22 protein-coding genes are annotated in these 21,236 nt (G+C 74.9%); 8 read left to right on the forward strand and 14 right to left on the reverse strand.

Features of this window, described 5'->3' with window-relative positions:
* Positions 1 to 55 precede the first annotated feature (55 nt).
* On the forward strand, positions 56 to 703 hold the full coding sequence (locus KPF22_RS22720; protein ID WP_224403225.1) for a hypothetical protein: 648 nt from the start codon (positions 56 to 58) through the stop codon (positions 701 to 703).
* A 4-nt stretch (positions 704 to 707) separates the two neighbouring features.
* Here the strand turns inward: KPF22_RS22720 and recG are convergent, their stop codons facing one another.
* Together recG and KPF22_RS22730 are read right to left on the reverse strand one after the other, a co-directional pair.
* Positions 708 to 2,873, reverse strand: coding sequence for an ATP-dependent DNA helicase RecG (gene recG, locus KPF22_RS22725; protein ID WP_224403226.1), 2,166 nt, complete (start codon positions 2,871 to 2,873; stop codon positions 708 to 710).
* Complete coding sequence (locus KPF22_RS22730) at positions 2,874 to 4,646, reverse strand: DAK2 domain-containing protein (RefSeq protein ID WP_224403227.1); 1,773 nt, start codon at positions 4,644 to 4,646, stop codon at positions 2,874 to 2,876.
* Positions 4,647 to 4,803: 157 nt separating this feature from the next.
* Here KPF22_RS22730 and rpmB point away from each other — a divergent pair, with 157 nt between their 5' ends.
* On the forward strand, positions 4,804 to 4,995 hold the full coding sequence (rpmB, locus tag KPF22_RS22735) for a 50S ribosomal protein L28 (protein ID WP_020627372.1): 192 nt from the start codon (positions 4,804 to 4,806) through the stop codon (positions 4,993 to 4,995).
* Between the two features lie 72 nt (positions 4,996 to 5,067).
* On the opposite strand, the gene KPF22_RS22740 is transcribed toward rpmB, so the two are convergent.
* The 3 genes from KPF22_RS22740 to KPF22_RS22750 are packed head-to-tail and all read right to left on the reverse strand — an operon-like array spanning position 5,068 to position 6,885.
* A complete protein-coding gene (locus KPF22_RS22740; protein ID WP_224403228.1) occupies positions 5,068 to 5,673 on the reverse strand; it encodes a DUF1707 domain-containing protein in 606 nt (201 codons plus the stop codon).
* 10 nt (positions 5,674 to 5,683) lie between these two features.
* Positions 5,684 to 6,364 carry a uracil-DNA glycosylase gene (locus KPF22_RS22745; protein WP_062400939.1) on the reverse strand — a complete coding sequence of 227 codons (681 nt, stop codon included), beginning with the start codon at positions 6,362 to 6,364 and terminating at the stop codon, positions 5,684 to 5,686.
* The gene (locus KPF22_RS22750; protein WP_208821095.1) at positions 6,361 to 6,885 is read right to left on the reverse strand and encodes a gamma carbonic anhydrase family protein; all 525 of its coding nucleotides are present in this window, start codon (positions 6,883 to 6,885) and stop codon (positions 6,361 to 6,363) included. The genes KPF22_RS22745 and KPF22_RS22750 overlap by 4 nt, the downstream gene beginning before the upstream one ends.
* A gap of 188 nt (positions 6,886 to 7,073) precedes the next feature.
* Here KPF22_RS22750 and mbhE (KPF22_RS22755) point away from each other — a divergent pair, with 188 nt between their 5' ends.
* The 6 genes from mbhE (KPF22_RS22755) to mnhG (KPF22_RS22780) are packed head-to-tail and all read left to right on the forward strand — an operon-like array spanning position 7,074 to position 12,678.
* On the forward strand, positions 7,074 to 9,812 hold the full coding sequence (gene mbhE, locus KPF22_RS22755; protein ID WP_224403229.1) for a hydrogen gas-evolving membrane-bound hydrogenase subunit E: 2,739 nt from the start codon (positions 7,074 to 7,076) through the stop codon (positions 9,810 to 9,812).
* Positions 9,809 to 10,117 (forward strand): sodium:proton antiporter, encoded by a 309-nt coding sequence (locus KPF22_RS22760; RefSeq protein WP_062400935.1) that lies wholly within the window; start codon positions 9,809 to 9,811, stop codon positions 10,115 to 10,117. The genes mbhE (KPF22_RS22755) and KPF22_RS22760 overlap by 4 nt, the downstream gene beginning before the upstream one ends.
* On the forward strand, positions 10,114 to 11,643 hold the full coding sequence (locus tag KPF22_RS22765; protein WP_208821091.1) for a monovalent cation/H+ antiporter subunit D family protein: 1,530 nt from the start codon (positions 10,114 to 10,116) through the stop codon (positions 11,641 to 11,643). The genes KPF22_RS22760 and KPF22_RS22765 overlap by 4 nt, the downstream gene beginning before the upstream one ends.
* Positions 11,553 to 12,044 (forward strand): Na+/H+ antiporter subunit E, encoded by a 492-nt coding sequence (locus KPF22_RS22770; protein WP_208821089.1) that lies wholly within the window; start codon positions 11,553 to 11,555, stop codon positions 12,042 to 12,044. Before KPF22_RS22765 ends, KPF22_RS22770 begins: the two co-directional genes overlap by 91 nt.
* The gene (locus KPF22_RS22775; protein ID WP_224403230.1) at positions 12,041 to 12,313 is read left to right on the forward strand and encodes a monovalent cation/H+ antiporter complex subunit F; all 273 of its coding nucleotides are present in this window, start codon (positions 12,041 to 12,043) and stop codon (positions 12,311 to 12,313) included. Before KPF22_RS22770 ends, KPF22_RS22775 begins: the two co-directional genes overlap by 4 nt.
* Positions 12,310 to 12,678: a monovalent cation/H(+) antiporter subunit G gene (gene mnhG / locus KPF22_RS22780; protein WP_208821087.1), complete on the forward strand. Its 369-nt coding sequence runs from the start codon at positions 12,310 to 12,312 to the stop codon at positions 12,676 to 12,678. Before KPF22_RS22775 ends, mnhG (KPF22_RS22780) begins: the two co-directional genes overlap by 4 nt.
* Here the strand turns inward: mnhG (KPF22_RS22780) and mnhG (KPF22_RS22785) are convergent.
* From mnhG (KPF22_RS22785) to KPF22_RS22825, 9 genes are all read right to left on the reverse strand, one after another.
* Positions 12,594 to 13,064, reverse strand: a complete 471-nt coding sequence (mnhG, locus tag KPF22_RS22785) for a monovalent cation/H(+) antiporter subunit G (RefSeq protein ID WP_308010453.1) — start codon at positions 13,062 to 13,064, stop codon at positions 12,594 to 12,596. The two genes, mnhG (KPF22_RS22780) and mnhG (KPF22_RS22785), sit on opposite strands and share 85 nt — an antisense overlap.
* Positions 13,046 to 13,312, reverse strand: a complete 267-nt coding sequence (locus tag KPF22_RS22790; protein WP_062400930.1) for a monovalent cation/H+ antiporter complex subunit F — start codon at positions 13,310 to 13,312, stop codon at positions 13,046 to 13,048. Before KPF22_RS22790 ends, mnhG (KPF22_RS22785) begins: the two co-directional genes overlap by 19 nt.
* Entirely contained in the window at positions 13,309 to 14,091 is a 783-nt protein-coding gene (locus KPF22_RS22795) for a Na+/H+ antiporter subunit E (protein WP_224403231.1), read from the reverse strand. The genes KPF22_RS22790 and KPF22_RS22795 overlap by 4 nt, the downstream gene beginning before the upstream one ends.
* Complete coding sequence (locus KPF22_RS22800) at positions 14,088 to 15,719, reverse strand: Na+/H+ antiporter subunit D (RefSeq protein ID WP_208821153.1); 1,632 nt, start codon at positions 15,717 to 15,719, stop codon at positions 14,088 to 14,090. Before KPF22_RS22800 ends, KPF22_RS22795 begins: the two co-directional genes overlap by 4 nt.
* A gap of 5 nt (positions 15,720 to 15,724) precedes the next feature.
* Complete coding sequence (locus KPF22_RS22805) at positions 15,725 to 16,183, reverse strand: Na(+)/H(+) antiporter subunit C (RefSeq protein ID WP_020622059.1); 459 nt, start codon at positions 16,181 to 16,183, stop codon at positions 15,725 to 15,727.
* Positions 16,180 to 16,764: an MnhB domain-containing protein gene (locus tag KPF22_RS22810; RefSeq protein WP_208821083.1), complete on the reverse strand. Its 585-nt coding sequence runs from the start codon at positions 16,762 to 16,764 to the stop codon at positions 16,180 to 16,182. Before KPF22_RS22810 ends, KPF22_RS22805 begins: the two co-directional genes overlap by 4 nt.
* Positions 16,761 to 19,133: a hydrogen gas-evolving membrane-bound hydrogenase subunit E gene (gene mbhE, locus KPF22_RS22815; protein WP_224403232.1), complete on the reverse strand. Its 2,373-nt coding sequence runs from the start codon at positions 19,131 to 19,133 to the stop codon at positions 16,761 to 16,763. The genes KPF22_RS22810 and mbhE (KPF22_RS22815) overlap by 4 nt, the downstream gene beginning before the upstream one ends.
* Before the next feature lie 173 nt (positions 19,134 to 19,306).
* Positions 19,307 to 19,741, reverse strand: coding sequence for a GNAT family N-acetyltransferase (locus KPF22_RS22820; RefSeq protein WP_208821151.1), 435 nt, complete (start codon positions 19,739 to 19,741; stop codon positions 19,307 to 19,309).
* A gap of 61 nt (positions 19,742 to 19,802) precedes the next feature.
* A complete protein-coding gene (locus tag KPF22_RS22825; RefSeq protein ID WP_224403233.1) occupies positions 19,803 to 21,023 on the reverse strand; it encodes a cytochrome P450 in 1,221 nt (406 codons plus the stop codon).
* Between the last annotated feature and the right edge of the window lie 213 nt (positions 21,024 to 21,236).

Here is a 21,236-nt window from a genome sequence, read left to right on the forward strand (position 1 = left end):
GGCACCGTGGGGCGGGTACCGGCTCCGTCGGCCGGCGCGGCGGGGAGGCGGTGGCGTGGTGGCCGTGGTGTTCCAGTTGCTGTCGTTCGCGCTGCTGGCGATGGCCGTGATCGGCGCCTACCGGCGGCTGCGCGCCGACCGCGGCCCCGGACCCGGCCCCGCCCCGGAACCGGCCGCACGTCCCGTGCTGTCGTCCGGGGCCGTTGCCGCGGAGCAGGCGTGGCGACGCGCGCGGGCGGAGTTCCAGCGGCTGCGCGCGGAGTTCGCCGCGCACGAGGCGGACCCGCTGGCCGTGCTGCGCCGCCCCGCGCTGTCGGACACCACGGTGGCGTCCACCGCCCGGTTCGTCGACGCGTTCGCCGAGGCCCAGGCGCTGGACACCGACGGCTACCCGGGCGAGCCGCACGCCGGGACCCACGTGCGCGCCGTCGACGCCGCCCGCCGCGCCTGGACCGCCGCGGTCGACGCCGCCGACCGGATCCGGCTCGCCGGGCTGGACCCCGAGGAACGGCGCACCGTCGAGCGGGTGGTGAAGCTGCTGACCACCGCGCGGGACTCCGACTCCGAACCCGAGCGGCTCGCCGCCTACGGCCGCGCCCGCGTCGAGCTGGACCGGCTGGAACGGTCCGGGCGGGTACACCTGCCCCGCCCGGCCCGCGCCCGGCTGGACGCCGCGGCCCGGGGCGAGCTCCCCGGGCCGTGACCGGTCAGGACTTGTCCAGGTAGGCGGCCCGCTCCTCGTCGCCGAGGGTCTCCCCCACCAGGTCCCGCAGCCGCGGATGGCCGGCCAGGCCCGGGTCCTCCGCGACCAGGTGCCGGGCGTACACCTGGGCCTTCTCGATCACCTCGCCGTGGCGCAGCAGCGACAGCAGCTTGAGCCCCGAGCGGGAGCCGGACTGGCTCGACCCGAGCACGTCGCCCTCACGGCGCAGCTCCAGGTCGAGGCGGGCCAGCTCGAAGCCGTCGGTGGTTCCGGCGATCGCGTCGAGCCGTTCGCGGGCGGCGGTCGCCGCGGGCATGTCGGTGACCAGCAGGCACAGGCCGGGTGCGCTCCCGCGGCCGACCCGGCCGCGCAGCTGGTGCAGCTGGGACAGGCCGAAGCGGTCCGCGTCGAGCAGCACGATCCCGGTCGCGTTCGGTACGTCGACGCCGACCTCGATCACCGTGGTCGCGACGAGCACGTCGAGCTCGGCGCGTTCGAAGGCCCGCATCACGGTGTCCTTCTCCTCCGGCGGGAGCTTGCCGTGCAGGATCCCGACCCGCAGCCCGGCCAGCTTCTCCTCGATCAGCGGGGCGATGTCGAGCACCGCGAGCGGGGCGCGCCGCTCCTCGCCGCCGTCGTCGTCCGGCGGGGGCTCCTCGGCGTCCTCCTTCTCCGTCCCGCCGACCCGGGGGCACACGACGTAGCACTGGTGGCCCGCCTCGACCTCCTCGCGGATCCGCTGCCACACCCGCTCGATCCACGACGGGTGCTCGGCCAGCGGCACGACCGTCGTCGCGACCGGGGAGCGGCCCTTCGGCAACCCCTTCAGCTCGGACACCGCCAGGTCCCCGTAGACGGTCATGGCCACGGTGCGCGGGATCGGCGTCGCCGTCATGACCAGCATGTGCGGGGCCGCGCTCCCGCGGGCGCGCAGCGCGTCGCGCTGCTCCACCCCGAACCGGTGCTGCTCGTCGACCACGACCAGCCCCAGCTCGGCGAACCCGACGGTGTCCTGGATCAGCGCGTGGGTCCCGACGACGATCCCCGCCGCCCCGGACTGCGCGTCGAGCAGCGCCTGCCGCTTGACCTTCGCCCCCATCGACCCGGTCAGCAGCGTCACCGCGGTCGCGTCCTCCCCCGCGCCGAGCTCGCCACCGCGGCCGAGTGCGCCGAGCATCGCGCGCAGCGAGCGGGCGTGCTGGGCGGCGAGGACCTCGGTGGGAGCCAGCATCGCGGCCTGGGTGCCCGCGTCGACGGCCTGCAGCATCGCCCGCAGCGCGACGATCGTCTTGCCCGCGCCGACGTCGCCCTGCACGAGGCGGTTCATCGGGTACTCGCGGGCGAGGTCCGCGGCGATCTGCTCGCCGACCTCCTGCTGGCCCTCGGTCAGCGGGAACGGCAGGTCCGCGTCGAACGCGGCGAGCAGGCCGTCGTCGCGGCGCGGGCACACCGGGGCCGGCCGCGCGACGGCGGCCTCCCGCCGGAGCGCGAGCGCCAGCTGCACACCGAGCGCCTCGTCCCACACCAGGCGGTGCCGGGCGGCGAACAGGTCGGCCTCGGTCTCCGGCACGTGGATGCGCCGCAGCGCCCGCCCCAGCTCGGGCAGCTTCTCCCGCTCGCGCAGCGACTCGGGCAGCGGGTCGGTCGGGTCGTCGATCTGCTCCAGGACCTGGCGCACCGAGCGTGCGATGGCCTGCGAGGTCACCTTCGCGTTCGCCGGGTAGACCGACAGGAACGGGCGCAGCGAGTCGCTCTCCTCGATCTCCTCGAACTGCGGGTGGGTCAGCTGCAGCCGGTTGTTGAACACCCCGACCTTGCCGGAGAACACGCCGACGACGCCCTGCTTGATGAAGCCCTGCAGCTTCCAGCCGTTGAAGAAGGTGGCGTCGAGCTCGCCGCCCTTCTCGTCCCGGATGACGGCCTTGAGCATCTTCCCGCGCCGGTTGCGCATCTCCCGCAGCTCGGCACGCGCCACCGCCGCGACGACGGTGACGTGCTCGCCCGCGACCAGCCCGGCGATCTCGGTGAGCCGGCCGCGGTCGACGTAGCGCCGCGGGTAGTGCCGCAGCAGGTCCCCGACGGTCTCCAGCCCGAGCGGGGCCAGCGCGTCGGCGGCCTTGCGCCCGAGCGGCCCGTCGAGCCTGCTGTCGAGGTCGAACCCGTCGTCCATCTACTCCACTCCCAGCACCAGCGGGTAGTCGCCCTGCTCCCCCCGGTGCACCACGACGTCGACCTCCGGGTGGGTGCGGCGCAGGTCCTCGGCGAACCGCTCCCCGAGCTCGTCGGGGGCGGCCGCGCCGAGCAGCACGGTCACCAGCTCCCCACCCGGAGTGAGCATGCGGTGAGCCAACCACAGGGCACCGACAGCGAGATCCGGGGCGATCAGCACGACCTCGCCGTCGGAGATCCCGAGGATCTCCCCCGGGCGGCAGGGACCGGCCCAGGTGAGCGCCTCGGCCTCGGCGACGGCCAGCCCACCGGTCCGGGTGGCGGCCGCGGCCTCGGCCATCGCGACGACGTCGTCCGGGGCACGGCGGGCCGGGTCGTGCACCGCGAGCGCGGCCAGGCCCTGCAGCACCGAGCTCGCCGGGATCACCACCACGTCGATGCCCTCGAACCGCACCCGCTCGGCCGCGGTCTCGGTGACCGTGCGCCGGTGCGTCGCGCACGGCAGCACCACGACGTGCTCGGCGCCGGTCGCGCGGATCGCGGCCAGGACCTCGTCGACGGTCGGGTCCGGGTCGGCGACCAGCACGTTCCCGCCCGCGGCCCGGGCCAGCGCCCCGGCCCCGCTGCTCTCGATCATCAGCAGGACCGCGCGGTCCCGGGTCGGCGGCGCCGGCGGCAGCGCCTCGATCCGGATCCCCGACGGCCGCCCGACCGCCAGCCCCGCCTCGACCGCGGGCCCGGCCTCGGTGGTGTGCACGTGCACCATCACCCCGCCGCCGCCGTCCCCGGCGAGGCCGACCGAGTCCCCGAGCCCGGCGAGCCGGGCACGCAGCGTCTCCAGCGCGGCCGGGTCGGGACCGGGCAGCCAGTAGGTGACCTCGTAGACCGGCTGGGGCACCCACGGCACGAGCTCGCCGTCGGCGGTGACCGCCGAGGCCGGGCCGGGCGTCCCCATCCGCGACGACGGCGGCGGCCCCGGATCACCGCCCGCCGCGGCGACCAGCGCGTCCAGCACGACGACCAGGCCCAGCCCGCCCGCGTCGACGACCCCGGCCCGCACCAGCTCGGGCGGGCGCCCGGTGGCCCGGGCCAGTGCGGCCCGGGCCGCGTCCGCGGCCACCCGGGCGGCCTCGGCGAGCGCACCGGTCGTGTCGAGGCCCCCGCCGTCGAGGTCGGCGCGGCCGGGCGGGTCGGTGCCGCCGGACGGGTCGGGCAGGTCGGTGACCCGGGTGAGCTCCGCACCGGCGGAGGACGGTCCGGTGGCCGCCCCGGCCGCCACCCGCGCCGCCACGGCCGCGGCGGCGGCGTCGAGCACGGTGAGCGCGGTCCCCGGGCGCGGCGCGGACACCGCGACGGCCGCCAGCGCCGCTGCCCGCCGCAGCGCCCCGGCGAGCAGCTCACCGGCCGGGGTGTTCGGCCGTCGTGCGGCCGCGGCCTCCAGCTCCTCGGCCAGGCCCCGGAACAGCTGGGACAGGATCAGGCCGGAGTTCCCGCGGGCCCCGCGCACCGCGGCCGCGGCCAGGGCCGCCGCGGCGCGCACCGGCCGGACGTCCTCGGCGGCGGGGTCCGCGGCGGGGGCGTCGGCGGCCGGGGAGTCCCCGTCCAGCGGGGCCGAGGCCGCCGCACGGGCGGTCAGCAGCAGGTTCGACCCGGTGTCGTGGTCGGCGACCGGGAAGACGTTGATGCGGTCGATCTCGGCCCGGCCTGCGGTGAGCCGCTCGGCGGCGGCGTCGATCCAGCGGCGCAGCAGCGCGGGGTCGAACGGCGAGGCCACGGGCCCCACACTAGGTGCGCGGAGGCCCCCGGTGCCGCGGGACGGCCCCGCGCGCCGGTCACGACACGGGCGTGGCTAGAATTGAAGGCCGAGCCTCGGCACGTCCGTGCCGAGAATCTGTTCGTGAATCTGTTCGTCAACCCGAGGAGTGTCCGACGTGGCTGCCGTCTGCGACGTCTGTGGCAAGGGTCCGGGCTTCGGCATGTCCGTCTCGCACTCGCACCGCCGCACCCACCGCCGCTGGAACCCCAACATCCAGACGGTGCGCGCCGCGATCAACGGCGGCAACCGCCGTCGGATCAACGCCTGCACCTCCTGCCTGAAGGCGGGCAAGGTGACCCGCGTCTGAGTGCGCGAGACCCGAACCACGATCGAGGCCCGGTCCCCTGGGGACCGGGCCTTCGTCGTTCCCGGGGCCGGATCAGCCGACCACGGACCGCCACCAGCCGCGGCGTGCCCCCCGCACGGTGACCGACCCCATGCCGACCTTGCCGTGCACCACGAGGTGCGGCCCGGCCGCCCCGGGCGTCGCGGGCACCCGGGTCTTCACCTCGCCCCAGGACGCCTTCGTGCCGTCGACGTCGGCGGTGCCGCCCTCGGGCAGGACCAGCACGACCTCGCCCATCCCGAGTGCGACCTCGACGTCGATCCGCGGCGGCAGCGACCGCACCTCGGACAGGTCGAGGTGGATGGTCCCCATCGACGACGACAGGTGCAGCGCCGCCGGCACCTGCCAGTCCCCGGTGCGCTTGATCGTCCCCGCCGCGGTCGTCAGCCGCACCCGCTCCGACGGCGCGGGCGGACGCGCGGGGACGGGCGCGAGCGCGGTGACCGACGGCGGCAGCCCGCCCGGCAGGTCCGCCAGCGGCGGCTGCAGGTCCCGGGCGACGCGCGCGGCGTAGACCGCGTCGAGCCGTTCCTCCAGCTCGCTCAACGTGATGCGGCCCTCGCCGACCGCGTCGTGCAGCCGGCGGGCCGCCGCCTCGCGGTCGGCGTCCGATATGCGCATGTCCCCCGGGTCGTCCACCCGGTCCAGCCTAGGGCAGCTTCCAGTCGACGGGTTCCCCGCCGATCTCCTCCAGCAGGTCGTTGGCCCGGCTGAAGGGCCGCGACCCGAAGAAGCCGCGGTCGGCCGACATCGGCGACGGGTGGGCCGACTCGATCGTCGGCACGTCCTCCAGCAGCGGGGCGAGGTTGCGGGCGTCGCGGCCCCAGAGGATCGCGACCATCGGCTCGGCGTCGCGGGCCACCAGGGCGCGGATCGCCTGCTCGGTGACCTCCTCCCAGCCCTTGTTGCGGTGCGAGGCCGGCTCCCCGGGGGCGACGGTCAGGCACCGGTTGAGCAGCAGCACGCCCTGCTCGGTCCACGGGGTCAGGTCGCCCGAGGTGGGCGCCGGGTGCCCGAGGTCCTCGGCGTACTCGCGGAAGATGTTCTGCAGCGAGCGCGGCAGCGGGCGGGTCTCGGGGGCGACGGAGAACGACAGCCCGACCGCGTGGCCCGGGGTCGGGTACGGGTCCTGTCCGACGAGCAGCACCCGGACCTCGTCGAAGGGCTGCTGGAACGCGCGCAGCACGTTCGCCCCGGCGGGCAGGTAGCGGCGGCCAGCGGCGATCTCGGCGCGCAGGAACTCGCCCATCGCGGTGATCGTCTCGGCGACCGGTTCCAGTGCCTGGGCCCACCCGGCCTCGACGACCTCGTTCAGCGGCTTGGCCATCAGCCCTCCAGCCGGCGCAGCTGCGACGCGAAGCGGCGGCCCCGGTCGACGTAGGACTCCACGGAGTGCCGCCAGCGGTCGGCGGGCACCTCGTAGCCGTCGCGGACGCGGGCGGGCACGCCCAGCGCCATCCGGTACGCGGGCACGTCGGCCTTCGGCGACACCACCGCGCCGGCGGCGACGATCGCACCCTCGCCGATCGTCGAGCCGTTCAGCACCACCGAGCCCGACGAGATGAGCGCCCGGTCGCCGATGGTGGCCGCCTCGATGTGCACGTTGTGCCCGACGGTCACCTCGTCCCCGATGATCGTCGGCTGCTCCAGGGTGGTGTGGATGATCGACCCGTCCTGGATGCTGGTGCGGGCACCGACCTCGATCCGGCCGTCGTCGCCGCGCAGCACCGCGGTGGGCCAGACGGTGGACTCCGGGCCCAGCGTCACGTTGCCGATCACGACGGCGTCCGGATGGACGTAGGCGGTCGGGTGGATGTCCGGTTCGGCGTCACCGAGCGCGTACAGAGGCACACCGCGAGAGTACGAAGCGCCCGCGGGCCGCCACGCCGGGGGCCCACCCACCCGCGGAGACGTGCGCGGCGCAACCGACCGGGGTGACCGGAGACGTCGGTGTGGAAACCCCGTCGAACGGGTAGAAGCTCCCGAGTCATGATCAGGGTGCCCGGCACCCCCGGCCCCCCGGACGGAGGCGCTGCCCGGTGATCCCCCTGGTCACACTGGGCGGGGCGGTCGCGCTGGCGCTGCTCGCCCCGGTGCTCGCGCGGCTGCTCGGCCGCAACGCGGGCTATCCGCTGGCTGCGGGCCTCGCCGCACTGGCCGTGTACGCGAACACCGCCGCCGGTGACGTCGTCCGCGGGCAGGTCCTCACCGCGGGCGTGTCCTGGATGCCGTCGCTGGGCATCTCCTTCGGTCTGCGGATGGACGGCCTGTCGCTGCTGTTCGTGACGATCGTGCTGGGCGTCGGCGCGCTGGTGATGGCCTACTGCCCGCGCTACCTGGAGTCGTACTACCCGATCGGCACCGTCTACGGACTGCTCACCGGGTTCGCCGCCGCCATGATCGGTCTGGTCACCGCGAACGACCTGGTGCTGCTCTACGTGTTCTGGGAGCTCACCACCGTCCTGTCGTTCCTGCTCGTCAACACCGCCGGGCCGGCGGCGGCGCTGCCCGCGGGTCGTGCACTCGTCGTGACGGCGATGGGTGGGTTCGCCCTGCTCGGCGCGGTGGTGATGATCGGCGTCGCGGCCGGGAGCACCAGCCTCGACGTGGTCCTCGCCGACCCGGGCGCGGTGCTCACCAGCCCCCTGGCCCTGCCCGCGGGGGCGCTGCTGATCCTGGCCGCGGCGACGAAGTCCGCGCAGCTGCCGTTCACGTTCTGGCTGCCCGGCGCGATGGTCGCGATGACCCCGATCAGCGCCTACCTGCACGCCGCGACGATGGTGAAGGCCGGCATCTACCTGCTGATGCGGTTCACCCCGGTCTACGTGCCGTCGGTGGCCTGGTCGGCGGTGCTCGTCCCGCTCGGGCTGGCGACGGCCGTCGTCGGCGCGGTGCTGGCGCTGCGCGAGCACGACCTGAAGGCGGTGCTCGCGCACTCCACGGTGAGCCAGCTGGGCCTGCTCACCGCCGCGATCGGCGTCGGCACGTCCTACGCGCTGTCCGCGGCGGTGCTGCACACCTTCGCCCACGCCCTGTTCAAGGCGACCCTGTTCATGCTGGTCGGGATCATCGACAAGGAGGCGGGCAGCCGCGACGTGCGCGAGCTCGGCGGCCTGCGGAAGGTCATGCCGGTCACCGCGGCGCTGACCGGGGTCGCCGCGCTGTCGATGGCGGGGGTGCCGCCACTGCTCGGGTTCGTGTCCAAGGAGAACCTCTACGAGGGCTTCCTCGAGGCCGACTTCGCGCCCGGCGCCGGGCCGGTGGCCGCCGCCGTCGCGGTCGTGGCGTCGGCGCTGACCTTCGCCTACTCCGCCCGGATCGTGCACGGTGCGTTCGGCGGCAGGCTCAGCCAGCCCGGCCTGTACGAGCCGTCGTGGGCGTTCCTCGCCCCCGCCGCCGTCGCCGCCCTGCTCGGGCTGGTCCTCGGGCCCGCCGTGCGGGTGCTCAACCCGCTGACCGACCGGGCCGCCCGCGACCTGGACCCGGGCTCGGAGCCGGTCACGTTCGTGCTCTGGCCCGGCTTCGGCACCGCACTGGTGCTGTCGGTGCTCACCGTCGCCGGCGGCTACGCGCTGTTCCACTGGCGCGACCGGGTCGACCGGGCGCTGGAGCGCCTCCCGGTCCCCGACGGCGCCGCGGTCTTCGACCGGATCCGGGCCGGGGTGCTCGCCCTCGGCGCCCGGGTGGGGCGCCCCGACACCGACCCCTCCCCCGCCGCCGTCCTGGCCCGCCCGGTGCTGGCGCTGCCGGTGCTCGCCGTCGCCGCCGGGGTGGCCCTGCCCGCGCTGCCGCCGTTCCCCGCACCGGTCGGCCGGCCACTGGACTGGGTGGTCGTCGTGCTCGTGCTGGCCACGGTCGCCGGGGCCGTGACGACCCGCTCGGTCACCGCGGCGCTGGCGCTGACCGGCTTCGGCGGGCTGGCGACGGCGCTGTGGCTGCTGCTCGCCGGCGCCCCGGACGTCGCGATGACGCTGCTGCTGGTCGAGGTGCTGACCACCGTCGTCGCGGTGCTCGTGCTGCGCGGGCGCGCGGTCCGGCTGCACCGCCCGGCGCGGTGGCGGCGCGCCCCGGCCGCGGTGGCCGCGCTGGCCGCGGGCCTGTCGCTGGGGGCGGCCACCTACGTGCTGACCGGGCGCCGCGGGCCGTCGCCGGTCGGCGGGTACCTGCTGGACACCGCGGAGGCCGCCACCGGCGGGACGAACGTGGTCAACACGATCCTCGTCGACTTCCGCGGCATGGACACCTTCGGCGAGGCCGTCGTGGTCGGGGCGGCGGCACTGGGGCTCCTGGTGCTGATCCGGCGCGGTGAGGCCGGCGCGGAGGGCAGCACCCGCCGACGGGTCGCCACCGACGGCCCGGCCGACACGATCGTCATGCGGGTCGCCAGCCGTGTGCTGGCCCCGCTGATGCTCGTCATGTCACTGTTCCTGCTCTGGCGCGGCCACGACGAGCCCGGCGGCGGGTTCATCTCGTCGCTGGTCGGGGGCGTCGCGATCGTGTTCCTGCGCCTCGCCCACCGCGGCGACGCGTGGGCGCTGCGCCTGCGGCCCGAACCGCTGGTCGGGTCCGGGCTCCTGCTGAGCCTGCTCACCGGGATCGCGGTGTACCCGCTGGGGCTGCCGTTCCTGACGCCGGTGTACCTGCCCGGCGGGGTGCTGTTGTCGTCGTTCGTGTTCGACCTGGGGATCTACCTGATGGTGGTGGGGCTGATCGTGGCCGCGACCGACCGGATCGGCGGGCGCGCCCGCACCGGCTCCCTGCTGGGGAGCTCGCGGTGACGGCCGCGGTCGTCGTCGCCGTGCTCGTCGCGGGCGGGGTGTACCTGGTCCTGCAGCGCGAGCTGCTGCGCACGGTGCTCGGGTTCGTGCTGCTCGGGCACGGCGTGAACGTCCTGATCATCTCCGCGGGCGGGATGGCGACCCGCGAGCCCGCGCTGCTGGGGCAGCAGGACCGGGCGCAGATGGCCGACCCGCTGCCGCAGGCGTTCGTGCTCACCGCGATCGTGATCGCGTTCGCGATCACGGTGTACCTGCTGGCCCTGCTCAAGGCCGGCGACGAGGACGAGGGCGGGGACCCCCGGTGACCGGCCTCGAGGCGCTCGTCGTCGCGCCGATCCTGGTTCCGCTCGCCGCGGCGGGCCTGCTGGTCCTGCTCACCGCGCGCCCGCCGGGCGGGGGCGGGCCGTTCCTGCTGCCGATGACGGCGCGGCGGATCGTCGCGTTCACCGCCCTCGCCGCGTCGACGGCGGTGTCCGCGGTCCTGCTGGCCGCCACCGCGGACGGCGCGGTGATCGTGCAGCGGCTCGGGAACTGGCCGGCCGGCATCGCGATCCCGCTGGCCGCCGACGCGTTCGGCACGATCATGCTGACCGTCACCGGGGTGCTGGGGATCGCCTGCCTGGCCTTCGCCGCGGTCACCGGGTCCGACACCGACCGTGCGTTCCTGCCGCAGTCGCTGCTGCTGCTCGCCGGGGTGCACGGTGCCTACCTCACCGCGGACCTGTTCAGCCTGTTCGTGTTCGTCGAGGTGATGCTCGTCCCCAGCTACGTGCTCATCGCGACCGGCCGGGGCCCGGAGCGGATCGCGGCGTCACGGCTGTACCTGACGGTGAACCTGCTGGCCTCGACGGTGTTCCTCGCCGGGCTCGGCCTGGTCTACGGCGTCGCCGGGACCGTGCAGCTCGGCGACCTCGCCGGGCGCGCCGTGACCGACCCGGCGCTGGCCGCGGCGGCCGCGGTGATCCTGCTGGCGCTGTCGGTGAAGGCCGCGCTGGTGCCGCTGCACAACTGGCTGCCGCGGGCCTACACCGCCGCGCCGGCCGCGGTCACCGTGCTGTTCTCCGGGCTGCTGACCAAGGTCGGCGTGTACGCGCTGTTCCGGATCTACGCGACCGTCTACGACGGCGACCCGCGCTTCCTGCCGATCGTGCTGGTGGCGGCGCTGCTGACGATGGTCGTCGGGGTGCTCGGCGCGGTCGGCGCCGGCGGGATGCGCCAGATCCTGACCTTCCACATGGTCAGCCAGATCGGCTACATCGTGCTCGGCCTGGCGATCTGGACCCCGGCCGGGCTGGCCGCGGCGATCTACTTCCTGGTGCAGTACGTGCTGGTCAAGGCGGCGCTGCTGATGGTCGCCGGTGCGGTCGAGCAGTACGTCGGCACCGACACGCTGTCCCGGCTCGGCGGGCTCGCCGCCCGCAATCCCGCGACCGCGGTCGCGTTCGCGGTGTCGGCGCTGAGCCTGGCCGGGATCCCGCCGCTGTCCGGGTTCGTCGCGAAGCTCGCCCTGGTGCTCGGCGCGGTCGACGCGGGCATGGTCACCGCCGCGCTCGTCGCGGTCGGGGTCAGCGTGTTCACCCTGCTGTCGATGCTCAAGATCTGGAACGGCGCGTTCTGGGGCGGCGACGCCCCCGAGCCGGACCCCGGGGGCGGTGCGGGCACCGTGGTCGCACTGCGGGTCCCGGTCCGCGCGGTGGCCCCGGCGCTGGTGCTGGGGGCGCTGTCGCTGCTGCTCGGGCTGTGGGCGGAGCCGCTGCTGGCGCTCTCGTCGGTCGCCGGGCAGGGTCTCGCCGACACCGCCGCCTACGTCGGGGCGGTGGGGGCGCCGTGACGACCCGCCGACGCGCACCCGGCCGGGGCGGGCGCCCGCGCGCCGCGGTGGGGTTCCTGCTGTGGTTCACCGGCGAGTTCTTCCGCGCCAACGCCGTCGTGCTCCGCGAGGTCCTCACCCCCGGGCACGGCATCGACCCGGCGGTGGTCCGGGTCCGGCTGCGGTCGCGGAGCATGATCGAGATCGCGTCGATCATGAGCCTGCTCAGCCTGACCCCCGGCACCCTCGCCCTGAACCTGACCACCGGCTCGCGCAGCCCGGAGCTGCTCGTGCACGGCATGCACGCCTCGGACCCCGAGCAGCTGCGGGCGAGCGTGCACGAGATGGAGGACCGGTTGCTGGCGTTCCTGCGCCGCCCCGCCCCGGGCGTGGTCGACCGCGATCCGGAGGAGACCCCGTGAGCACCCTGTTGCTGGATGCCGGGATCGTCGTCCTGGCGCTCGGCCTGCTCGTCGCGGTCGGGCGGGTCCTGACCGGGCCCACCGACGCCGACCGCGGGCTGGCCGTCGACTACGGCTTCGTGGTCGTCGTCGGGCTGATCGCGTTGCTGGCGCTGCGGCTGGGGTCCACCGCGATGCTGGACCTCGTCGTCGTCGCGACGCTGGTCGGGTTCCTGACCACGGTCGCCGTGGCCCGGCTGATCTGGGCGGAGAAGGGGGCGAAGCGGTGAGCGTGCTCGCCGGCGGACCGGTGCAGAACGCGATCGGCGGGATCGTGCTCGGCGCCGGGGTGCTCCTGGTCGCCGCGGGCGCGGTCGGCATGGTGCGCCTGCCCGACGTCTACAACCGCACGAACGCCGTCACCAAGGCCGCCGGGCTCGGGATCGTCGCGATCCTCGTCGGGGTCGCGATCCTGGTGCCCGAGCCCGGGGTGCTGCTGACCCTCGGCGTCGCCGTGGCGCTGCAGCTGTTCACGATCCCGATCGCGAGCTTCGCGATCGGGCACGCCGCCTACCGCTCCGGTGCCCCGTCGACCCCGTCGACGCTGCGCGAGGACGACCCCGGCTCCGCGGGCTCCCGCGGCGACGACGGCTGAACCGTCCGCACCTCCCGGGCGCGCGCGTCGGTGTCGATGTCCTCCCCCAGGTCGTCGACGACGAGTGCGTCCCGGTCGATCGCGCCGCTGCGGTAGGCCGAGCGACCGACCACCTGGGAGATGACCGGCGCCGTCAGCACCTGGAACAGCACGACCAGGATCAGCGTCGAGGAGTTCTCGAACTCCAGGTTCACCGCGACGCCCAGCAGGATCAGCAGCAGCCCCAGGGTCTGCGGCTTGGTGGTGGCCTGCAGCCGGGCGGGCAGGTCCGGCAGCCGGACCAACCCGAGCGCGCCGAGCAGGCAGGACAGCCCGCCGGCGAGCATCAGCGCGGCGGAGACCACGTCGAGCACGTCGTGCACGCCCATCAGCGGTGCCGCTCCCATCGTTCGACCAGGCGGGCCGCCGTCGCCGAGCCGACCAGCGCGATCAGCGCGACCGCGGCCAGCAGCGGGATGTTCGACCCGTCGGAGTAGATCGCCGCGTACACCGCGGCCGCGGCCACGATGAGCACGACGAACACGTCCAGGGCCGCGATGCGGTCCAGCGTGGTGGGGCCCTTCAGGAGCCGCCACATCGTCAGCGCCGCCGCAGCGGTCAGCATGATCAGTACCAGCGTGTGGACGACGGTCACCGGTCGTTCCTCCCCGCGTCCTCGGCGGTGACCGCGGCGACGGCGGCGGCGCACCGGTCCCGGTCCTCCTGGTTCCCGACGGCGTCGATGACCCGCATCTGCAGCCGCATCATGTCCCGGCGGAGCCGTTCGACGGCGCCGGGCCGGTGCAGGCCGAGTGCGTAGACGTACCAGCGGTGCCGGGCCCGGTCGATCTGCAGCGTGAAGCTGCCCGGGGACAGCGCGCAGGCCGCGACGATCGTCGTCGCGGTGCGGTCCGAGCCGGTGCACAGCGGCAGCCCGACGATCCCGGACCGGGCGCGCGGCCCGTGCCGCAGCGTCACCATGCTGACCCGGATCCCGGAGACGACGAGGTCCGATGCCAGGAACGCCAGCAGCCGCAGCAGCTTCCACGGGCGGAACGGCAGCCGCTCGGGCAGCAGCGGCAGCGGGAAGATCGTCGTCACCGCGGCGCCGACGAGCAGCCCGCCGACGATGGCGGCCGGGGACACGCTCCCCCACAGCAGCACCCAGACCAGCGCGAGCGCCAGCACCTGCGGGATCCGCCGGCGCACGCTCCCGCCGCGGGCGGAGCCGCCCATCGGCTCGGCGACGGTGTCCGGGACCGGCGGGGGCACCCGGGCGGGGGTGCGGTCGGCCTCGGGTGTCTCGCCCGCCTCGGCCGCGCCCATCTCGCGGTCGCGGACGGCCTCCGGGGAGGTCTCGGCGTCGTCGAGCTCGCGCGGGTCCGGTCCGTCGGCCGTGCCCGCGCCACCGCGGCTCGGGGTCTGCTCGCTCACGGGGTCACCTCCGGGGTCTCGCCGGCCGCGGTCCGCACGGTCGCGTTCCCGTCGACGCCGCCGGTCCGTCCGCCGGCGCTGATGGTCCCATCGCTGCCGGGGTCGGCGCCCGGCCCGAGGACGGCGTCGGTGTAGCCGGTCCGGTCGTGCAGGTCCACCCCGGCCCGGGCGGTCACCCCGGACAGCGGGCCGGCGAACAGCGCGATCGCGACGCTGACCACGACCAGCGCGGACGCGCCGACGTACATGCCGCGGGCGCTGCGCGCGGTCCCGACGACGAGCTCGTCGTTCGGGTCGTCGTCGGCGAGGGGCTCCTTGGGGGCGCCCCAGAACACCCGCACCCAGACCCGGGCGACGGCGTACAGGGTCAGCAGGCTCGCCAGCACGACGACGGCGGCGACCAGCTCCCCGGCGAGGCCCGCGCCCGCACCGGCCTGCAGCAGCGCGAGCTTCGCGACGAACCCCGAGGTGGGTGGCAGCCCGGCGAGGGTGATCGCGGGGATCGCGAACAGCACGGCCAGGTGCGGCGCCCGCTGGGCCAGCCCACCCATCTGGGAGATCGACACCGTCCCGGTCCGCCGGGTGATGAGCCCGCTGACCAGGAACAACGTCGCCTGGACCGTGATGTGGTGGACGACGTAGAGCCCGGTCCCGGCGATGCCGTCGGGGGTGTGCAGGGCGAGCCCGAACACCATGAACCCGATGTGGCTGACCAGCAGGAACGACAGCAGCCGGTTCAGGTCGTCCTGGGCGACGGCGCCGAGCGCCCCGACGACCATCGTGATCGCGGCGATCACCAGCAGCAGCGTCGACGGGCTGTCCTGCGGGAACACCAGCGTCTGGGTGCGCAGCAGCGCGTAGATGCCGACCTTGGTGAGCAGGCCCGCGAACAGCGCGGTGACCGGGGCGGGCGCGTTCGGGTAGCTGTCGGGCAGCCAGAAGTGCAGCGGCACGATCGCCGCCTTGATGCCGAACACCACGATCAGCACCAGGGCCAGGACCGCGCGCAGGCCCTCCGGCAGCGCACCCATCCGCCCGGCGAGGTCGGCCAGGTTGACCGTGCCGGTGGCGGCGTAGACGAGTCCCACCGCGGTGAGGAACAGCAGCGACGAGGTCAGCGACACGATCACGTAGGTCATGCCGGACCGGATCCGCGACGCCGACGTCCGCCGGGTGATGAGCACGTAGCTCGACGCCAGCATGATCTCGAACGCGACGAACAGGGTGAACAGGTCGCCGGTCAGGTAGGCCAGCGACACCCCCGTCGACAGCAGCAGGAAGATCGGGTGGAAGGTGGTGCTGGCGGTCTCCCGGCCGTAGTCGGAGATCCGCTGGTCGATCGCGTAGACGAGCACCGCGAGCGTCACCACCGACGAGATGAGCAGCAGCAGCGCCGACATCCGGTCGGCGACCAGCACGATGCCCATCGGGGCGGGCCAGCCGCCGAGCTCGGCGACGACCGGCCCGTAGGTGTCCGCGGCGACCAGGAGCACCGCGCCGACGACGCACACCAGCGTCAGGGTCACCACGCCGATGACCCGCTGGGCCGAGGCGCGACGGCTGACGACGACACTGCTCGCGGCGCCCAGCATGGGCAGCAGCACCGGCAGCGTGACCAGGGCCTGCAGCGGGGTCACTTGCGGCCCTCCTCGAGCTCGTGGGAGTCGGCGGTGTCCTCGGGCTCGGCGTCGGTCTCGTCCGCGGTGCCCTCCTCCATCGCGCCCTTGGGCTTCTGCCGGTCGGCGATGCGGCGGTCCTCCACGTCGTCCTGCACCTCGTCGTGCCCGACGAGCACCCACGAGCGGTAGCCCAGGGCCAGCAGCAGCGTGGTCAGGGCGAAGGTGATGACGATGGCGGTCAGCGCCAGCGCCTGCGGGAGCGGGTCGGCGATCTGCTCGGGCAGCACCGCGTCGAGGATCGGGGCGCGGCCGGGCGGACCGCCGGAGACCTGCAGCAGCAGGTTCGCGCCGTGCCCGAGCACCACGATGCCGATCAGGATGCGCATCAGCGAACGCTGCATCAGCAGGTAGAACCCGACCGAGTACAGCACCGCGAGCACGATGGCCATGCTCAGGTTGATCGTGGTGTTCATCCGCGGCCACCTCCGCCCGGGACGTCCTCGCCGGCCTCGCGGGCGTCGCGGGCGATGCCGGAGCCGAGCGAGCGCAGCAGGTCGAGCACCACGCCGATGATCAGCAGGTAGACGCCGACGTCGAGCAGCAGGCTGCTCACGATGTCGAGGTAACCGAACGGGCCGAAGGTGATCGTCCACTTGACCGAGGCGAGCACCGGGTCGCCCCAGGCGACCGGGGCCAGTGCGGTGAGCACCGCGACGATCAGCCCGCTGCCGACCAGCACGGGCGGGCGGATCCGGAACCGGGAGCCCAGGTTGTCGTCGCCGCCCGCGATGTGGCGCAGCACGAACGCGAGCCCGGCGACCAGGCCCCCGGAGAACCCGCCGCCGGGGCCGTAGTGGCCCTCCAGCAGCAGGAACACCGAGAACACCAGCACCACGGGGAACAGCAGCCGGGCCGCGGCCTCCAGCACGAGGGTCCGCTCGCGGACGTCCGGGCAGGCGCCGGGGAGCATCCACCGTCCGCTGGGCTGGTCCATCCGGGCCCAGCTCTCGGCGTCCCCCGGCGGGGGTGCGGGCTTCTCCTGCGAGGCCGTCATCCGAGCACCTCCTGCTCGTGCTTCGGCGATCCCGAGCCGCTGCGCACGACCGTGCCGCCCTTCCTCTTGTCGTAACGGGTCGCGAGCACCAGGCTCGCGGTGCCGGCGGCACAGATCAGCAGCACGGTGATCTCACCGACCGTGTCGAGCGCGCGGAAGTCCACCAGGATCGCGCTGATCAGGTTGGTCGCGCCGGCCTCCGGCGCGCCGGCGATGAACGGCCCGGTGGTGGCGGGCGGCAGCGTGCGGGCCCCGGAGAGCACCACGGCCATCCCCGCGACGAGCAGGCCGCCGACCGCGGCGACCGCGGCCTTGGGGGCGCGGACGCGGCGCTCGCTGTCCGGCTCGTCGAAGTGGGCGGGCAGGCGTCGCAGCACGAAGACGAACGCCACCAGGGTGAGCGTCTCGACCAGGAACTGGGCGAGCGCCAGGTCGGGGGCACCGTCGATGACGAACAGGCCGCCGATGCCGTAGCCGACCGCGCCGACCAGCAGCACCGCGGTGAACCGCCGGTGCGCCAGGCACAGCGCGATCGCCGCGACGATCACCATCAGCCCGACCGGGACCTGCATGATCGAGTGGTAGGGCGCCTGGTCGGTCGGGAACGTGCCGGTCACGGCGAGGACCGGGCCGGGCAGCGCGATCAGTGTCGCGAGGATGCAGCCGAGGTAGACCGGCAGCGAGCCGATCTGCAGCCGGCCGGTGACCGTGATCGCCGAGCGCTCCAGCCCGGTCACGACGGCCTCGTACCCCCGCTGGGCGGACACGTGCGGCACCGAGAGGTGCCCGGTCAGGGTCTGTCCGTAGCGGTGCAGGAGGAGCCCGCCGGCCAGTGCGACGCCGGTGAACAGCAGCGGCAGCCCGGGGGTGTGCCACAGGGCCAGCTCGTAGCGGGCGGCGTAGGCGTCGCCGAGCGGGGGCAGCGACGCGGCGTAGGAGGCGGCGAGCTGCTGGACCAGCGGTGCGGCGAACCCGGCCGCGATCCCGGTCAGCGCGCACAGCCACGCCGGGCCGGACAGGCCGAGCGGGACCGGGTCGCCGCCGGTGGGGTGCAGCCCCTTGGTCGAGAACGCGCCCCACAGGAACCGTGCGGTGTAGGCGACGGTCAGCAGCGAGCCCGCGACCAGTCCGGTCGCCGCGATCCAGCCGCGGACGCCGCCCTCGAGCACGAACGCCTCGAACGCGGCCTCCTTGCCGACGAAGCCGAGCATCGGCGGCAGGCCCGCCATCGACAGCCCGGCGAGCGTGGCGACGACGGCCAGCCCGCGCCGGCGGCGCCCGAGACCGCACAGCTCCCGCAGGTCACGGGTGCCGCAGGCCTTGTCGATCGCCCCGACCACCATGAACAGCGGCGCCTTGAACAGGCCGTGCGCCAGCAGCATCGCGATGCCGGCGAGCCCGGCCACCCGCGAGCCGGACCCGAACAGCACCATGAGGAACCCGAGCTGGGAGACGGTGCCGAAGGCCAGCAGCCGCTTGAGGTCGGTCTGGCGCATCGCGCGCCAGCCGCCCAGCACCATCGTCGCGAGGCCGAGCACCATGACCGGCGCCCACCACACGGGGTGCACCGAGAACGCGGGCCCGAGCCGCGCGACGAGCACGACCCCGGCCTTCACCATCGACGCTGCGTGCAGGTACGCCGAGATCGGCGTCGGGGCGGCCATCGCGTAGGGGAGCCAGGGGTGGAACGGCAGCTGCGCGGACTTGGTCAGCGCGCCCAGCAGGATCAGCATCAGCGACACCGACAGCGCGACCGGGCTGTCGGGGGCGAGCGTGCCGGAGGTCGCGGCCGCGGTGATCTCCGGGATCGAGTACGTGCCGGCCAGCTGGCCCAGCAGCACGATCCCGAGCAGCATCGCCAGCCCGCCGAACACGGTCACGACGAGCGCCTGGACCGCGGCGCGGCGGTTCTCCCGGTACTGGCCGCCCTGCCCGACGAGCAGGAACGACGTCAGCGACGTCAGCTCCCAGAACACGTAGAGGGTCAGCAGGTCGTCGGCCAGGACCAGGCCGAGCATCATCCCGGCGAAGGCGACGAGCAACGCCGCGGAGCGGGCCGCATCGGTGGAGCGCGGTCCGAAGTACCAGGCCGCGTAGATCATGATCAGCGCTCCGACGCCGGAGACGAGCACGATCATCGCGATCGCGAGCGCGTCCATCCGCAGGCTCAGCGTCAGCCCCAGCTCGGGCGCCCACTCGACACGGTCGGTCACCCCGCCGGAGAGTGCGGTCGAGGCCTGCGTCATCGCCCACACGAGGGTGGCGGCGAGCAGGGCGGCGCCGGCGCCGAACGCCAGCCGCCGGTGGTACCGGGCGAGCGCGGGCAGGCACAGCGCCAGGACGAGATGGGCGGCCACGACGGCGAGCACCGACACCTCCTGGAGTCACGGGGTCGTTCGGACCAGCGGTTCCGCTCACGTCACGGCCGGACCCGGGGAGCGCCGGAAGAGGCCGCCGCACGATCACCGGAAGGGACGCGGCGACGACGCCGAGGTCATCCTATCGGCGCAACCGGACGTTTCGCCCGTGACCGTACCGAGTCTCACGCCGCGAGCGGTTTGGCGAAGCACCGGGAGCGGGGGTCGTTCCGGTACGCACCGAAGTTGCTGGTCCGACGGTATCCGCTGGTCTCGTACAGCGCGATCGCAGCGGGCTGGCCGTCACCCGTCTCGAGGATCATGCGACGACGCCCGGCGGCGGCGGCCGCACGCTCCAGCGCGACGAGCACCGCCCGGGCGTGTCCCCGGCCGCGGGCGGCGGGCTCGACGTACATCCGCTTCAGCTCGGCGTCGCCGTCACGGCGCGCCGGGTCGGCCGGGTCGGCGTCGACGGCGCGCCACGCCCCGGTCGCGACGGGGACGCCGTCGTCGTAGCCGACCAGGAACAACCCGGACGGGGCCCGGAAGTCGGCCGGGTCGACGGGGGTGGCGTCGCCGTCGCCGTAGACCTCGCCGTAGAACGCCTGCAGCCGCCGCATCAGTGGCGTCACGTCCGGATGGTCGAGCCCCGCCACGCGCAGTTCGAGTTCCCCCACGTCCTCATGATCGGTCCCAGGTGACCGGCAGCGCACGCAGCCCTCCGGTGAGCACGTCCGAGCGCAGCTCCAGCTCGGTGCGCGGCACGGCGAGGCGCAGCGACGGGAACCGGGCGGGCAGCGCCCGGAACACCTCGGTCAGCTCGACCCGGGCCAGGCTCGCGCCCACGCAGAAGTACGGCCCGTGCCCGAACGCGAGGTGCGAGGACCTCCTCTCCGCGTCGAACTCGGTCGCCCCGTCGAAGTGCCGCGGGTCCCGGTTCGCCGCACCCGGGGCGAGCAGGATCGCGTCGCCCGCCGGGATGTGCACCCCGGCGATGTCGACATCGGCGTGCGCGTAGCGCGGGATGCCGCCGTTGCCCCCGCTGGGCACCGCCAGCCGCAGGACCTCCTCGACCGCCCCCGGGGCGCGCTCCGGGTCCGCGGCGAGCGCCGCCCACTCCCCCGGGCGGTCCAGCAGCAGGACGGTGCCGGTGTCGATCCGGCCGACCGTCGTCTCGTGCCCGGCGAACAGCAGTCCGGCACCGAGCGCGGCGAGCCGGTCGCGCTGCTCCGGCGCCGAGCCGAGCGCGGCGAAGTCCGACAGCACGTCCTCCCCCGGCTCGTCGTCCTTGCGGTCGACGAGGCCGCGGACGTAGGCGAACAGCGCCTGCGCGGCGGCCTCGGCGCGGGGCCGGTCGTGGAGCAGCCCCAGCTCACCGGACCAGCGCCGGAACTCCTCGCGGTCGTCGTAGGGGACGCCGAGCAGCTCGCAGATGACCAGCACCGGCAACGGGAAGGAGAACAGCTCGTGCAGGTCGGCGCCGGGACCGGCGGCCTCGACGACGTCGAGCTGCCGGGCCACCAGCTCCGCGACGTGCCCGGAGAGCCTGCGCATCCGGCGCGCGGAGAACGCGGGCGCGAGCAGTCTGCGCATCAGGGTGTGGTTCGCGCGCTCGGTCTCCGGCGAGTCGCCGCTCGGCCCGCCGAAGATCATCGAGTCGGAGATGCGCGCGGCTCGCTCCGGCTCGGGGTGGCTGCGGCCGAGCCGGTCGTCGGCGAACAGGGCGCGGGCCTCGTCGTAGCCGGTGACCAGCCACGCGACATCGCCGGCCGGGGTCCGGACCGGGGTGATCGGGGACCGCTCCCGCAGCCGGTCGAACAGCGGCGGCAGCTCGAGGACGTCGTGGCGCGGGAACGGGAGGCGCGGCAGGTCCGTGGCGTCCGGGCCGGTGGTGGTGGTCACCCGCCCGACGGTACGAGCGCCGGCCGGTGGCCGCCTCCGTCCCGGGGTGGACATCGGGTGGACCCCCGGCCGGGGGCGGCGGCGCGCGCCGACCCCGACGGCCTCCCGGCTCGGACGGCGGGGTGATCCGCACCGCGCGCGGTGATCCGCGCCGCGCGCGGACCCGGACGCGCGCGCGGAGCGGATCAGCGCGCGGACGTGACCACACCGGGG

Origin of the sequence: Pseudonocardia sp. ICBG1034 (assembly GCF_020131375.1) — a bacterium.
Lineage (GTDB): Bacteria > Actinomycetota > Actinomycetes > Mycobacteriales > Pseudonocardiaceae > Pseudonocardia > Pseudonocardia alni.